This is a genomic window from Amycolatopsis sp. NPDC003731, assembly GCF_053586895.1.
The window spans coordinates 1-15,320 of the sequence record NZ_JBSFNC010000189.1 but is presented as its reverse complement, the minus strand read 5'-3'; the positions used below and the strand labels follow the sequence as shown (position 1 = coordinate 15,320).

Here is a 15,320-nt window from a genome sequence, read left to right as displayed (position 1 = left end):
CCGTGGACCTGCACGGCACGACGCTCGCGCGGGCGCTCGGGGTCGACGATCCGGAGACATTCGGGACCTCCGGCGTCCCGAATGAGTCATTCGCGGCATCCGGCCGGCCGCCGCGGACCGTTGCGCACCCCTGGGCGGACGCTATACGGTTGGCTCGAACTAGAACACGTTACAGTTCTAGTGGCCGGTCGTAGCGAGGAGCGGACATGGCGAAAAGGGCGGCGCGCGGCGACGAGGCCGACTACGTCGTCGTCGGGTCGGGGAGCTCGGGTGCGGCGATCGCGGGGCGGCTGGCGGAGGCCGGGGCCAGCGTGATCGTCCTCGAAGCCGGCAAGAGCGACGAGCAGCTGCTCGTCCGGAAACCCGGGCTCGTCGGACCGATGCACGCCGTCCCGCAGCTCAAGAAACCGCTCGACTGGGGCTTCTACGGGGTGCCGCAGAAACACGTTCTCGATCGGCGGATGCCGGTGCCGCGCGGGCGGGTCGTCGGCGGCTCCAGCTCCATTAACGGCATGGTCTACGTCCGCGGCAACCGCGCCAACTTCGACTCCTGGGCCGCCGAGGGCAACGAAGGCTGGGACGCCGACAGCGTCAACGCCGCCTACAAACGCATGGAGGACTTCGAAGACGGCGAGAACGCCTTCCGCGGCGCCGGCGGCCCGATCCGGGTCACCCGCGCGAAGAACCCCCAAGAAGGCTCGCTCCAGTTCGTCGACGCCACCGCCGACGCGCTCGGCTGCAAGATCCTCGACGACTACAACGCCGAGTCCCAAGAGGGCGTCAGCCGGATGCAGCAGAACGCCGCCGACGGCCTGCGCTACAGCGCTTCGCGCGGGTACATCCACCACCTCGCGCCCTCGACGCTGCAGCTGCAAGACCGGGTGCTGGTCGAGAAGGTGCTGATCGAGAACGGCCGCGCGGTCGGCGTCGAGGTCCTCGACCGCGGCCGCCGGCGCACCGTCCGTGCCGGCCAGGAGGTCATCCTCTCCGCCGGCGTCATCGGGTCCGCGCAGCTGCTCATGCTGTCCGGCATCGGCCACGCCGAGCACCTCAGGGAACAGGGCATCGCCGTCGTCGCCGACCTGCCCGTCGGCGACAACATGCACGACCACATGTTCCACGCCCTGACGTTCCACGTCTCGACCAGCAAGAACAAGGGCACGGCACCGTACTTCGCCCGCGGGCTGGCCCGGGAGCTGCTCCGCCCCGGCACGACGTTCCTGGCGAACTCGGTCTTCGAGGCGGTCGCCTTCCTGCGCACCTCGCAGGCCGGCGCCGTCCCGGACCTGCAGCTGCACCTGCTGCCGTGGGCGTACGTGTCGCCCAACCAGGACGCGCCGATCCGGCACGACGTCGACAAGCGCCCCGCGCTCACCGTGCTGACCACGCTCATCTACCCGAAGAGCCGCGGCACGCTGCGGCTCGCCTCGGCCGACCCCGCCGCGGCGCCGCTCATCGACTTCCAGTACCTGTCCGACCCGGCCGACCTCGAGCTGCTCGGCGAAGGCTCGGAAATGGTGCGCGAGATCTTCGCGTCCAAGGCGTTCAAGGGCGCGGTCAAGGAGGAGATCCACCCGGGTGCCCAGCTGAAGGGCCAGGAACTGCGCGACGCGATCCTCAACCGCGCGACGTCGGTCTACCACGGCGTCGGCACCTGCCGGATGGGCGTCGACGAGCTCGCCGTCGTCGGCCCCGACCTGCGCGTGCGCGGCGTCGAGGGCCTGCGGGTCTGCGACGCCTCGATCATGCCGTCGATCACCGGCGGCAACACCAACGCGCCCTGCATCATGATCGGGGAAATGGGCGCCCAGCTCGTCCTCGGGAGCCGGTCATGACGCTCACGCCACTCGGACTCACCCGTCCCGCTTCGGTCACCGACGCGTTCCTGGCCCAGCTCGTGGCGCGGGTACCCGGCTCGGCCGGCGCGACCTGGAAGCTCACCGAGGTCTACACCGGCGACGTGCTCGTCGAGCTGCCGCAGTCGACGCCGGACGACATCGAGCGGGCGTTCGCCGTCGCGCGCGAAGCCCAGCGGAAGTGGGCGGCCACGCCGGTCAAGGAACGGCTGGCGGTGTTCCGGCGGGCGCACGCGCTGTTCGTCGAGCGGGCGCGGACCGTCGCCGACCTCATCCAGGTCGAAAGCGGCAAGAACCGGCGGATGGCGATCGAGGAGACCTGCGACCCGCCGATGGTGATGAGCCACTACCTGAAGCGGGCGGCCCGGTTGCTGGCGCCGGCCAAGCGCGGCGGGCCGGTGCCGCTGCTGACGACGTCGACCGAGGTGCGGCTGCCCAAGGGGGTCGTCGGCATCATCGCGCCGTGGAACTTCCCGTTCGCCACCGGCGTTTCCGACGCCGTGCCGGCGCTGATGGCGGGCAACGCGGTCGTGCTGAAACCGGACAACAAGACGGCGCTTTCGCCGCTCTACGGCGTCCGGCTGCTGGAGGAAGCGGGCCTGCCGGAAGGGCTGTTCCAGGTGGTCTGCGGCGAGGGACCGGACGTCGGCCCCACCCTGATCGACCACGCCGACTACGTCATGTTCACCGGTTCGACGGCCACCGGCCGGGTGATCGGCGAGCGGGCGGGCCGCAACCTGATCGGCTGCTGCCTGGAGCTCGGCGGCAAGAACCCGATGATCGTCCTCCCGGACGCCGACATCGCCGAAGCCGTTCAGGGTGCGATCTTCGGCGCGTTCGGCAACACCGGACAGATCTGCATGCACATCGAGCGGATCTACCTGCCGGAGTCCCGCTACGACGAGTTCAAGACGGCGTTCGTCGCGGCGGCCTCGGCCCTCGACGTCCGCGCGGCCTACGACTTCGGCCCGGACATGGGCTCGCTGGTCTCGCCCGACCACATGCGCCGCGTCAAGTCCCATGTGGACGATGCGGTGGCCAAGGGCGCCACCGTGTTGTGCGGCGGCAAGCCGCGCCCCGACCTCGGCCCCGCCTTCTTCGAGCCGACGATCCTCGAGGGCGTCACCTCGGACATGGTCTGCGGCGTCACGGAAACGTTCGGCCCGGTGGTGGCGCTGCACAAGTACCGCACGGTCGACGAAGCGGTGGCGCTGGCCAACGACACGGACTACGGGCTGAACGCGTCCGTGTGGAGCACCGACGTCACGGCGGCTCGCGCGGTGGCGGCCCGGATCGAGTCCGGCAACGTGAACGTGAACGACGTCCTCGCGACGGCTTACGCGGCCAAGGGGACGCCGTCCGGCGGGGTGAAGAACTCCGGCGTCGGGGCCCGCCACGGTGACCAGGGGCTGCTGAAGTACACGGACGTGCAGAACCTGGCCGTGCTGAAGAAGCAGGTCATGGGGCCCCGGCCGGGGCAGGGGTACGAGAAGTACGTCGAGAGCATGCTTTCCGGGTTGAAGCTGATGCGGAAGCTGCGGATCAGGTAGCGCTCGAGGCCGCTCAGCCGTCGACCAGCAGTCCTCGCAACGGTCCCTGCAGCCGGGCCGCGCGGCGCGAGGCGCCCGGCAGCAGCACCAGCCGGTGGGTCCGGCGCTCGCCGCGGCGTTCCCGCTCGGACTGCTCCTCGGCCAGCGGCCGCCAGAGGTTGTCGACGACGTCCGCGGGATTCCTCCCTTCGAGCTCCGAGACCGGCCGGCCGAGGTGTTCGGCCCACAGCCGCAGCCTGGTCGTGCGGACCACGTCCGGGTCGTCGGTGGCGATGTTGACCTCGGTGTCGTTGAACAGCGAGTGCTCGTTGAGGTTGGCGGACCCGACCGTCAGCCAGGAGTCGTCCACGATGCCGAGCTTGGCGTGGACGTACACCGGCGCCGACTCGTCGCCGTCGTGGGCGCTGATGGTCGTGGCGAGCAGGCGGCGGTGGCCGTCGTCGGCGTCGAGCAGCCGGCCCAGCTGGCCGCGGGTGGTGTCCGAGCCGTTGCTCGGCTTGCGCGGCAGCAGCAGGACCACGCGGAAGTCTTCGTGCGGCGGGTGGCGGAGCTTGTCGAGCAGCACCTCGGCGATCTCCGGCGACCACAGGAACTGGTTCTCCAGGTAGACCAGCCGTTGCGCCGACCGCAGCGCGCGCAGGTAGCCGTCGAGGACGGTGAACTCGCCCTTCGGCAGGAAGTCGTAGGTGTCGTTCGGGACGGTCCGCAGCAGCTGGACGCGGCTGCCGCCGACCGGCCCCGGCACCGCGGGCGCCGGCAGGTCCTCGCCGGCGACCTCGACCCACCGCCGCCGGAAGTGCTCGGCGACGTCGGCGACCACCGGGCCGTCGAGCCGCGCCATGAGGTCGTGCCACCCGATCGGCCGCGGCGGGTGATCCGGGCTGTCGTGCCGATCGCCTTCCAGCGCGGTGAGGTCGACCCCGCCGACGAAGGCGACGACGTCGTCGACGATCACCAGCTTCTCGTGGTGGCAGTGCAGGGTCCGCTCGCGGGCGTCGAGGACACAGCGGACGTCGGTGCCCTCGGTGAACTTCCGCTGCTCGGAGCGAGCCAGCTTCCGCGACGGCTGGAAGGCGGGAAAGGGCGGCCCGGCCCACAGCAGGACGCGAACCCGGACACCTCGCCCGGCGGCCTCGGCGAGCAGTTCCCGCAGCGTGGGCGAGCCGGGCTCCCGCGTCAGCCGGAAGTCGGCGCTGGCGTGCCAGTTGGCGAGGTGCACGTACGATTTCGCGCTTCGGATGGCCTCGGCGACGGCGGGCAGCGATTCTTCACCGTCGATGAGCACCTCGACGCGGTTGCCGTCGCGCACCGGGGCCCGGCCGCCGAGCGGGTCGTCCGAGCCGCCCGGTGCGAGCACGTCGCCCCAGCCGAGCCCCCGCAGGCGCCGCCGGTGGTGGGCGCACAGCACGCTCTCGAGCCCGTCGCCGAGCCGCTCGTCCACCTTGTCCAGGAAAGAGTGAAAAGTTCTCACCCGTCCTATGTCACTACAGATCGGCCGACCTCGCCGTGCAGTGACGCTGCGTCAGAGGTCGAGCACCAGGCGCGGCGAACACGCGCGGGACACGCAGAGCATCATCACCTCGTTCTCCAGGCGCTCGTCCGCCGTCAGCACCGAGTCCCGGTGGTCCGGCTCGCCGCCGAGGACGCCCGTCTCGCACGTTCCGCACGTGCCCTCCCGGCACGACGACAGCACCGTGACCCCCGCCTCCTCCACCACCTCGAGGATCGACCGGTCCGCGGGCACCGGTAGCACCCGGCCCGAGCCGGCGAGCTCGACCTCGAACGCCGTGCGCGGGCCCTCGTCCGAAACCGGCGTGAAGCGCTCGACGTGCAGGTCGGCCGGGTTCAGCGCCTCCACCGCGGCCAGGAGTGGCTCCGGGCCGCAGCAGTACACCGCCGTGCCCGGACGGACGTCGGTGAGCAGGGAAGAAAGGTCCAGCAGGCCGTGTTCGTCCTGGGGGCGGAACGACACCCGGTCGCCGTGGGCGGCGAGCTCGGCCGTGAACGCCATCGACGACCGGGTGCGGCCGCCGTAGACCAGCTGCCAGTCATCGCCCGCGCGGTCCAGCATCGGCAGGATCGGGGTGATGCCGATGCCCCCCGCGATGAACAGGTACCGCGCGGCCTCCACCAGAGCGAAGTGATTGCGGGGGCCGGAAACCGAAACCCGGTCGCCGGCGGACAGCTTGTCGTGCACGTACGCCGAGCCGCCGCGGCCGTCCCGCTCGCGCAGCACCGCCACCCGGTACGCCGACCTGTCCGCTGGGTCGCCGCACAGCGAGTACTGCCGCACGAAGCCCGGCAGGACGAGGTCGATGTGGGCTCCCGGCTCCCAGAGCGGCAGCGGCTCACCGCCGGGAAAGCGGAGGGTGAGGGCGACCACGCCGTCGGCGACGTCTTCCTTGCGGTCCACCACCAGTTCGAGCGTCATGAGTGTCCTTCGGGGTGGGCGAGCAGCCAGTCCCACAGCTGCACCGGATCTTCGAACTCGCGCTCGGCGCCGCAGTGGCAGACCGCGCGCAGCCGGTCGGTGCCGAGCACCCAGTGGATGCGGTAGACGCGGTCTCCGGCGAGCATCGGCCGGTTCACGACGTGACCATCCGCTGCAGCATGCGGCGGGCCGCGAGGCCGCCGGTGTCGATGTTGATCGACAGCTCCTGGTAACCGTCCGGCTCGGTGGCGATCACCCGCTCGAGGACGTCGAGGGCTTCGACGTCCTGCAGCACCACCGTGCGGTTGTTCTCCGCCAGGAACGCCGACACGCCTTCGTCGTCGAGCGCGAAGTCCCGGGCCACCGCCCAGAAGTCGTGTGTCGAGCTCTCCGTTTCGGGCGTGATGGCGTAGACGACCTCGACGTGGAAGGCGTCCGGGTCGCTGCCGTCCGGGTTGGGCACGGACCCGACCGGTGCGATGCGGCTGTGCAGCTTGTACAGGCACGGCGGCGTGTACTCGATGTCCTGCCAGCGCGTGATGCGGCCCTCCAGGCCGGTCGACTTGGCGTAGAAGGGCGGGCACGCCGCGTCGGCCATGTGCCGCGAGACGTAGACGATCCCGGCTTCCTCGTCGACCTCGGTGGTGATCGGCGTTTCGGCGACCTCCGGGGTACCGATGTAGCCGCCGTGCAGATAGGTCTCGTGGGACAGGTCGAGCAGGTTGTCCACCAGCAGCGAATACCGCGCCCGCAACGGTTCCATCCCGCGGACGGTGGTGTAGTCCGGCGAGTCGAGCCAGGGCGCCCGCGGGATCGCCGACGCGTCCGCCTTCGCCGGGTCACCGATGAACACCCAGACGAAGGAATCCTGTTCCACCAACGGGTAGTGCGTCAGCCGTGCGGTCCGTGGCACCCGGGTCTGCCCGGGGACGGCCACGCACTTGCCGTCGGCGCCGTAGGTGAAGCCGTGGTAGCCGCAGATGACCTGGTCGTCGACCAGCCGGGAGGGCGCCTGCGACAACGGGAACCGCCGGTGCACGCACCGGTCGGCCATCGCGGTCACGTTCCCGTCGCGGGTCCGCCAGAACAGGATCGGCTCACCGCAGACGGTGCGGCTGAACAGCTCGGCGCCGATCTCGGAGCCGTAGGCGGCGACGTACCACTGGTCGCGGGGAATGGCGCTCATGAGGTCGTACTTTCGTGGTGGGCCGGGTCACAGCGTGGAGGAGCGACCCGGGTGCCACGAAGGCCGATTTCATAAGATGGAAAGCGCCCGGGAAATCGCGCGGGCGCTCGTCATCACCAGGGGCGCGAGGGCGTGCGGCGCGACGCTCCCGTACCGGACCACGAGCGACACCGCCGCGACCACCTGCCCACGCGCGTCGTGGATCGGCGCGCCGACCGAGAGCGCGTCCAGCGTCACCTGGCGCTCGCTGATCGAGAACCCGTGCGTCCGGACGTCGGCGAGCATGTGCCGGAGCCGGTCTGGGTCGGTCACCGTCTCGCTCGTGTACCGCTCGATCGGGCTGCCCAGCACCTCCTCCTGCACGGCGGCCGGCGCGTGGGCGAGCAGGACCAGCCCGACGCCCGTCGCGGTCAGGGCGAACCGGCCGCCGACGCGGGTCAGCACCGGCACCGCCCCGGACCCGGCGATCCGCTCGATGTACACCACTTCGGCGCCTTCGCGCACGGCGAGCTGGACGTTCTCGCGCGTGATCTGCGAGAGGTCCTCCAGGAACGGCAGGGCGAGTTCCCGCAGGCCCAGCCCCCGCGGCGCGAGCGAGCCCAGCTCCCACAGCCGCAGCCCGACCCGGTAGACGCCGGTCTCGTCGCGCTCCAGCGCGCCCCACTCGCAGAACTCGCGCAGCAGCCGGTGCGCCGTCGCGGCCGGCAACCCGGCCCGACGGGCGACCTCGCTCAGCCGCAGGGCCGGCCGGTCCGGGGAGAACGCCTCCAGGACCCGCAGCGCGCGGCCGAGCACCGGCCCGGTGGCGCCGGGAACGCGACCTCGGTGCGGCACGGCGACCTCCGGCGGATACGCAGGCTCAGACGTCCACTATGCCGCGCGCGGCCCGGCGCGCCGCCGCGGCGTCCCGGCGCTCCTCGAAGCGGGACGCCTGCGTGTCGAGCCCCTTGAGGAACGTCGCCAGTTCCTCACGGGCGGCCTCGCCGGCCGCGCCGAGGCCGGTCAGGTCGAAGACCTTCCAGTACCGCAGCAGCGGCTGGACGACGTCGTCGTGGTGGATGCGCAGGTCGTAGATGCCGGCCTTGGCCATCAGCGCGGCCTTGCGCTGGAAGCTCGGGATCACCGCGCCCGGCATCGCGAAGTTCACCACCTCGTCGGTGATCGCGCGCACCATGGCGTCCGGCGAGATCTCCAGCGCCGCCTTGACGAGGTTGCGGTAGAAGACCATGTGGAGGTTCTCGTCCGTGGATACCCGGGACAGCAGCTTCTCGGCCAGCGGGTCCTGGGTGTAGCGGCCGGTGTTGCGGTGCGAGAGCCGCGTCGCGAGCTCCTGGAACGAGACGTACGCGCAGACGTTGAGCAGCGGCTTGTCGTCGGTGTCGTAGCCCGCCTGCATGGTCTCCATCCGCAGGCGCTCCAGCTCGACCGGGTCGACGGCGCGGGTGACCAGCAGGTAGTCGCGGATGCAGATGCCGTGCCGGCCCTCCTCGGCCGTCCACCGGTGCACCCAGGTGCCCCAGGCGCCGTCGCGGCCGAACGCGCGCTCGATCTCGCGGTGGTAGCTGGGCAGGTTGTCCTCGGTGAGCAGGTTGACCTCGAGGGCCGTCCGCGCGATCGGGCTCATCCGGGACTGCTCCGGGTCCCAGGCCTCCCCGCCGAGGTCGGCGAAGTCGCGCCCCTGGCTCCAGGGGACGTACTCGTGCGGCATCCACTCCTGGGCGGCGGCGAGGTGCCGGTTGAGGTTCTCTTCGACCGTGCCTTCCAGTTCGTGCAGCAGGCGGGTGGTTTCGGGGACCGGCATGGGGGAACGTCCTTCCGTACCTACGCGACCGTAACCTACGGTGCCGTAGGAAACGACAACGGACGCGGCCGCCCGGAGGTTCCCGTCAGTGCGTGAACTCGAAGACGTAGTCCTTGAGGATCGGCCCGAAGAAGGTCGTGGAAGTGACCCGCACCACAGCCTGCCCGGGGACGCTGCGAGCCTGGGAAAGCACTTCGCACCGCGCCGCCGGATCGCCCGGGACGACCTTCGTGATCCTCGGTGACGTCCCCGCCGGGACAGCCACGGTGAAGGACGGCGCGCCGGCGTCGAACCCGCCGATCCTCCGCCCGCCGACGACGATCTCGATCGCGAGGGGCCCGGCCGTGGGAACGGCCAGGCCGTTGAACTCCTGCGAGTAGCGCACGCACGTGTCGCGCCAGCTGCCCGCGTCGGCTTCGTGCGCGGCGAGCTTGGCCTTCACCTCGGCGAAGCGCCGGGCGTCGACGTGCCGTTCGAGCGCGTCCCACGCGTGGCGCAGCCACGACACGTAGTGGACGCCGGTCTGGTAGCGGTACACCAGCTCGTCCCAGAAGAGGCGGCCGCTGCGCAGCTTCCGGTCCCACGGCACGTGGTGGAACCACATCAGCAGGTTCTCGGGGACGGTGTCGATGTCGCCGTACCGGGCCGCGAGCACCGGGAAGTACTGCGCGGTGAAGCCGCTGCCGGTGGGGGAGCGGTCGTAGCCGAGCCCGGCGCGGTCGGCCTTGTTGTAGTACACCGGGCTCCAGTCGTCCCGCGCCAGGCGTTCGGCGGGGTTGGGGCCGTAGTGGTCGCTGGACCGGAACTGGTGCGCGACGCCGAGCGGGGTCTGGTAGCTCACCAGCGCCTCCCGCGAGCCCATCATCATCGTCACGATGGTGCGGACGACGAAGTCGCGGTTGCCCCAGGTCAGCCGGACCCAGTCTTCGGCGATGCCGCGGGCGTCGAGGGTCCAGTCCCAGGCCAGCCGGCCGAACGCGTACAGGTTCGCCTGCGCGAAGTGGTGCCCGGTCAGGTTGTCGGCGTTGCCGAAGTTGGCCACGCCGACGATCGCGCTGTCCGGATGCCCCTGGGCCGTGCCGTCCACGACGTGGCCGACCAGCCGCCGGGCCAGCAGCCGGCCGTCCGCCCCGGTGGCGTAGGTGTCGGACTTCAGCACCTCTTCCCACAGCGGGCCGAGGTAGCAGAGCATCGTGTTCTGCCCGGTGTACTCCTGGGTGATCTGCAGTTCGATGGCCTGGTTGGTGTGTTCCATCCGGCCGAAGAGCGGGTTCGCCGGCTCCCGGGCCTGGTAGTCGAGCGGGCCGTTCTTGGTCTGCAGGAACACGTTCTCGGCGAACCGGCCGGTCGTCCCGTCGGGCTGGGGCTCCTCGTCGATGGGGCCGAACTCCAGGTAGGCGCGCTTCAGCCGGTCGGCGTCGACGTCGGCGTTGTAGACGAACGTCCGCCAGAAGATCCGCATCCCGAGCGGCGCCACCGCCGCCGCCATCCCGTTGGCGCCGTCACCGTGGTCGTAGCCCAGGTCCTGGGGACCCGGCTGGCCTTCGGAGTTCGCCTTGACGGTGAACCCCATGAAGTCGGGAATGGCGGCCTGCAGCTGCCGGGCCCGGCGGGTCCACCAGTCGCGGAACTTGGCGCTGTAGGGATCGAGCTCCTCCCGGGTGAGGGTGTCGGGCGCGAACCGGGCGTCCGTCGGTGCCGCGTAGTTGATGGACACGGCCAGCCGGATCCCGTACGGGCGCAGCGCGTCCGCCAGGGCCGCTTCCTGCTCGATGGCGGCCGGGGTGAGGTAGAAGCTGTTGGCGTTGACGTTGTTGATCGTCATGCCGTTGATGCCGAGGGACGCCATCGCCCGCGCGGCCACGAGGTACCGGTCGAGGATCACCGGCAGGTTCAGCGCGGCCGACGCGCCGGTGGCGGTGAAGTCGAACATCGCCCCGTTCTCGCCGTTCAGCCCGCCGGTGCCCGCCGGGTTGTTGCCGGCGTAGAGGCGTTCGGTCTCCCAGTAGTTCAGGTACCGGTGGTTGATCCGGGGCACCGACGAGACGTCCAGGCCGGTGACGGACTGCTGCGCCTGAAGACGGCGGAGGAAGGCGAAAGTCCCGTACAGCGCGGCGAGATCGGTGTTGCCGGCGATGACGATCGACCGGTGCCCGCCCCGGGACAGCGAACGGATGAGGTAGCCGTCGTCACCGAGCCTCGCCAGGTCGCGGGCGGGCACGAGCCGGCGCACCCACGGCGAGCTGTCCGGGGTGCCGACGACCACCGCGCGGTCGGGGAACCCGTCCTGCACCGGCACGGGCCGCCCCAGCAGCCCGCCGAGGCCCCGCACGAGTTCGTCCCGCGCCGCGCCCAGGGTGGTCTGCACCAGGTGCTCGGTGGAGCCGGGGGCCATGCTCAGGTTCGCGGTGTGGCGGTGGACCGGGGTCCGGTCGGCGTTCTCGACGACGATCGCGCCGAGGGCGGCCCGGTACCGGGCGAGGAGGCCGGGATCGGCGACCGGCTCGTAGCGCAGCCACAGGTCCGAGCCGTCGTAGTCACCCGGGAAGGTGCCCTGCGGACTCGCCGCCGCCGGAACGGCACCGAACATCGAGGTGGCCACGGCAGCGCCGCTGCCGATCAGGAAGGAACGCCGGCGCAACCGGCTCTGCTCGTTCTCGTCGCTGGAAGACACCGTGCCCCCATCGTGTTCACGAGTATTTAGTTCGCTTCCCGCACTATTGCGGGCGTGGTCCGCGGTGTCAAGAATTGGCGATATAGCTGGATTTTCCGAAAGTTTCGGCGTGTCGGCAGGCCGTGCTCCGGCCCGGCTGATCGGCCGTGTCAGACTTCGCGGCGATGCCCACCCCAGCCGATCTCGCCGACCTGCTCGACTGCGAGCACCGCAGCATCCTCGTCCAGGCGCTGGCCGCGGGCCTGCCGGGCGCGCCGCGGCCCGCGCCCGCCGAACCGGACCCGCGCCGCGGGCATGCCCCGGCGATGCTCGCCGGGTTCCGCGCCGCCGGACGCGAGGTCGCCGAGATCGACGTCCAGGACACCGCGCTCGCCGCGAAGGCGACGGAGGAGGCGTTGCGGTCCGGGGTCCCGGTGATCCACCGGGCCGTCTTCGCCGACGGCGAGTTCTCGGCGCAGGCCGACTTCCTGGTCCGCGACGGCGACGGCCGCTACGAGGTCCACGACGCGCAGCCGGTCCGGCAGGCGACACCCGCCGCGGTCGTCCGGCTCACGGCGTGCGCCGACGCGCTGCGCCGCGCCGGCTGGCCGGCCGGGCCGCACCTGCACCTCCGGCTGACCGGCGGCGGCACCCGGACGCTGCGCGTCGAGGACTTCCGGCCCCTGGTCGACCGGCTGCGGACCCGGCTGGCTGGCCGGCCGCCGCGGCTGCCGGTGCCGCTGTGGGCCGACGAACGCCCGGCCTGCGCCGGCTGCGGGTTCGCCCAGCACTGTGCGTCCGCGCGGGAAGCCGACCGGGACCTTTCGCTGGTCGCCGGGATGCGCGGCGACCAGCGCCGCAAGCTGGTCGCCGCCGGGCTCGGCTCGATCGACGCGCTCGCCGCCGCCGGCCCGGACGACCGGCCGCGGGACCTGTCCGCGACGGCGTTCGCGACCCTGCGCGCCCAGGCCGCGCTGCAGGTCCGGCAGGACACCACCGGCGAGGTCGCCTACGAGATCGTCGACCCCGGGGAGCTGGCCGCCCTGCCCGCCGCGGCGCCGGGCGACGTCTTCGTCGACCTGGCCGGCGACCCGCACGCCCTCGCCGGCGAAGGGCTGGAATACCTCTTCGGCGCTTTCGGCGACCGGCAGTTCACGCCGTTCTGGGCGCACAGCCGTGCCCAGGAGCGACGGGCGTTCGAGGAGTTCGTCGACTTCGCCGCCGCGCGCGTCGCCGAGCACCCGGGCTCGCACGTCTACCACTACGCGCCGTACGAGGTCACCGCGATCAAGCGGCTCGCGGCGGTGCACGGCACCCGCGAGGAAACCGTCGACCACCTGCTGCGCAGCGGCGCGGTCGTGGACCTGCACGCGGTCGTGCGCAAGGCGCTGCGGGTGTCGCAGCGGTCGTACTCGATCCGCCACCTCGAGCCGCTCTACCAGCCCGGCGCTCGCGCGAAGACCGCCATGTCCGACGTCGAGGCGTACGAGGAGTACCTGGCGCTCGCGCAGTCCGGCGAGCCGGACCGCGCCGACGAGGTCCTGCGCCGCATCGGCGAGAACACCGAGGACGACTGCGTTTCCGCGCAGCGGCTGTTCGAGTTCCTGCACCGGGTCCGCGCCGACGCGGGCATCGAGGTCCCGGAGCCGGAGGAGGAATCCGCCGAAGACGCGCTGCTGCGGGCGGCCGAGGAGGACGTCGCCGCCGAGCGGCGGGCCGAACGGGCCGCGCAGCTGGCCGCGCTGGTCGACCCCCTTCTCGACGGGCTGCCGGACGACCCGGCTCACTTCACCGCCGACGAACGGGCCCGTGCGCTGCTGGCGGCGTCGGTCGGCTACCACCGCCGCGAGACGAACCCGGCCTGGTGGGAGTACTTCCGCCAGCTCGCCGCCCCGCTCGGCGACCTCGAGGTGGACACCGCCTGCGCGGTGCCGGTCTCGCTGGAGGCGGGGGAGTGGGTGCCCCCGGCCGGGCGGGCGCGCACCGCGAAGCGGACGCTGCAGCTGGCCTGCGACCCGGACCGGCCGCACCCGTTCGCGCCCGGTGACGACGTGCGGCTGCGCTACGGCGACACCGCCCGCGACGCCAAGGTCGTCGCCGCGTCGGCCGTCGAGCTCACCCTGGAGGAGAGCTGCCCGCCGGACGCGACCACGAACGACCGGCCGAGCGCGGTGTTGCCGGGCAGCCCGGTGCGGCCCTCACCCAAGGACGAGGCCGTCGCCGACCTCGCGCGCCTGGTCGTCGACACGCTCCCGGAACTGCCGCGGCACCCCGGCGTCGACCTGCTCCGGCGGACCCCGCCGCGGCTGCGGGGCGGGGCGGCGCTGCCGCCACCGGGCGAGGACGTGGTGGCCACGGTGATCGAGGCGGTCGACGCGCTCGACGGGTCGGCGCTGGCCGTGCAGGGGCCGCCGGGGGCGGGCAAGACCTACCTCGCGGGCCGGTTGATCGCCCGGCTGGTGCGGGCCGGGCGGACGGTCGCGGTCACCTCGACCAGCCACAAGGCCGTGGAAAACGTGCTGAGCGCGGCGAAGAAGAGCGCGCCGGAGCTGCCGTGCGCCAAGCGCGCGAAGAGGACGCCGGACCCCGCCGCGCCGTGGGACCAGCCGAAGAGCAACCCGGCGCTGGTGAAGTGGCGCGAGGAGCACGACACCGGGCACCTGGTCGGCGGCACGGCGTGGACGTTCGCCAACGCGGCGGTTCGCGAAGAACCTTTCGACCTGCTCATCATCGACGAGGCCGGCCAGTTCGCCCTGGCCGACGCGCTCGCGGTGTCGATGTGCGCCCGCAACGTCCTGTTGCTGGGCGACCCGCAGCAGCTGCCCCAGGTGGTGCAGGGCACGCACCCGGCGGGCGCCGAGGCCTCCGCGCTGGGCCACCTGATCGGCGAGGCCGACATCATGCCGGCGGCGCTGGGGTACTTCCTCGACGAGACCCGCCGCATGCACCCGGCCGTGTGCGAACCGGTGTCGAACCTGTCCTACGCCGGGCGGCTGCACGCCCACCCGTCGGCCGCGGACCGCGCCCTGGACGGCGTCGCCGCCGGGCTGTACCTGACCGAAGTGGACCACCAGGGCAACACGACCCGTTCGGTGGAGGAGGCCGCCGAGGTCGTCCGGCTGGTGTCCGAAGTGCACGGTCGCTTGTGGACCGACCACGGCCCGGCGCGGCCGCTGGGCGACCACGACATCCTGGTCGTCGCGCCCTACAACCTGCAGGCGCGCACGGTGAGCCGGGCGCTGGAGGACGCCGGGTTCCCCGGGGTCCGGGTGGGCACGGTCGACCGGTTCCAGGGCCAGGAGGCCCCGGTGGTGATCGCGACGATGACGTCGTCGTCGGCGGTCGACCTGCCGCGCGGGCTGGACTTCCTGCTGTCGCGGAACCGGCTGAACGTGGCGTTGTCCCGGGCCCAGGCGCTGGCGGTCCTGGTGTGTTCGCCGCGGCTCGTGGAGGCCGACATCCGGACCGTGGACCAGCTGCGCCTGGTCGCGGGCATGATCGGCCTGATGACGGCGGCGCGGCCCTGGCCGGCGGGTCAGCTGGGCGGTTCGACCTCGCCGGCGTCCTCGTCGACGTCCTGAGAGCCGGGCTGCTTCCGGTCGGCTTCGGGGATCTCGACGTCGAGGTCCAGTTCGGGGGTGCCGGGCGGGGCCGGCACGTCCGGGGTCAGGGGGCGGTTTTCGGATTCGCTCATGGCCTGCGGTTACCCCGGATGCCGGTGATCAAGCCCGGGACTCGGGCGGGCCGGGGTGTCGCGAATGACTCTCAGTGTCAGGGTTGGTGGTGCCGTACTTGGTGCGGTTAGGGTCCGGTCTTGGTCATGTGGTGACTCGGAATGACGTT

The 15,320-nt window shown here is 72.0% G+C and carries 11 protein-coding genes; 3 read left to right on the top strand and 8 right to left on the bottom strand.

Annotated features, from left to right (window positions below):
- Positions 1–206 precede the first annotated feature (206 nt).
- Entirely contained in the window at positions 207–1,835 is a 1,629-nt protein-coding gene (locus ACWDN5_RS42090) for a GMC family oxidoreductase (RefSeq protein WP_310969937.1), read from the top strand.
- Positions 1,832–3,406 carry a succinic semialdehyde dehydrogenase gene (locus ACWDN5_RS42085; RefSeq protein WP_449680204.1) on the top strand — a complete coding sequence of 525 codons (1,575 nt, stop codon included), beginning with the start codon at positions 1,832–1,834 and terminating at the stop codon, positions 3,404–3,406. The genes ACWDN5_RS42090 and ACWDN5_RS42085 overlap by 4 nt, the downstream gene beginning before the upstream one ends.
- A gap of 13 nt (positions 3,407–3,419) precedes the next feature.
- Here ACWDN5_RS42085 and ACWDN5_RS42080 read toward each other — a convergent pair whose 3' ends face one another.
- From ACWDN5_RS42080 to ACWDN5_RS42050, 7 genes are all read right to left on the bottom strand, one after another.
- A complete protein-coding gene (locus ACWDN5_RS42080) occupies positions 3,420–4,877 on the bottom strand; it encodes a phospholipase D-like domain-containing protein (protein ID WP_449680203.1) in 1,458 nt (485 codons plus the stop codon).
- A 51-nt stretch (positions 4,878–4,928) separates the two neighbouring features.
- Positions 4,929–5,837 carry a PDR/VanB family oxidoreductase gene (locus tag ACWDN5_RS42075; protein WP_449680202.1) on the bottom strand — a complete coding sequence of 303 codons (909 nt, stop codon included), beginning with the start codon at positions 5,835–5,837 and terminating at the stop codon, positions 4,929–4,931.
- The gene (locus ACWDN5_RS42070; protein ID WP_310969942.1) at positions 5,834–5,995 is read right to left on the bottom strand and encodes a hypothetical protein; all 162 of its coding nucleotides are present in this window, start codon (positions 5,993–5,995) and stop codon (positions 5,834–5,836) included. Before ACWDN5_RS42070 ends, ACWDN5_RS42075 begins: the two co-directional genes overlap by 4 nt.
- Complete coding sequence (locus tag ACWDN5_RS42065) at positions 5,992–7,023, bottom strand: Rieske 2Fe-2S domain-containing protein (RefSeq protein WP_449680201.1); 1,032 nt, start codon at positions 7,021–7,023, stop codon at positions 5,992–5,994. The genes ACWDN5_RS42070 and ACWDN5_RS42065 overlap by 4 nt, the downstream gene beginning before the upstream one ends.
- Before the next feature lie 69 nt (positions 7,024–7,092).
- On the bottom strand, positions 7,093–7,857 hold the full coding sequence (locus tag ACWDN5_RS42060) for an IclR family transcriptional regulator (RefSeq protein WP_449680200.1): 765 nt from the start codon (positions 7,855–7,857) through the stop codon (positions 7,093–7,095).
- A gap of 25 nt (positions 7,858–7,882) precedes the next feature.
- Complete coding sequence (locus ACWDN5_RS42055; protein WP_310969945.1) at positions 7,883–8,824, bottom strand: acyl-ACP desaturase; 942 nt, start codon at positions 8,822–8,824, stop codon at positions 7,883–7,885.
- Between the two features lie 85 nt (positions 8,825–8,909).
- Positions 8,910–11,498, bottom strand: coding sequence for an alpha-glucuronidase family glycosyl hydrolase (locus ACWDN5_RS42050; RefSeq protein ID WP_449680199.1), 2,589 nt, complete (start codon positions 11,496–11,498; stop codon positions 8,910–8,912).
- Positions 11,499–11,662: 164 nt separating this feature from the next.
- Here ACWDN5_RS42050 and ACWDN5_RS42045 point away from each other — a divergent pair, with 164 nt between their 5' ends.
- Positions 11,663–15,058: a TM0106 family RecB-like putative nuclease gene (locus ACWDN5_RS42045; protein WP_449680198.1), complete on the top strand. Its 3,396-nt coding sequence runs from the start codon at positions 11,663–11,665 to the stop codon at positions 15,056–15,058.
- On the opposite strand, the gene ACWDN5_RS42040 is transcribed toward ACWDN5_RS42045, so the two are convergent.
- Positions 15,013–15,171 (bottom strand): hypothetical protein, encoded by a 159-nt coding sequence (locus ACWDN5_RS42040; RefSeq protein WP_310969948.1) that lies wholly within the window; start codon positions 15,169–15,171, stop codon positions 15,013–15,015. The two genes, ACWDN5_RS42045 and ACWDN5_RS42040, sit on opposite strands and share 46 nt — an antisense overlap.
- Positions 15,172–15,320 lie beyond the last annotated feature (149 nt).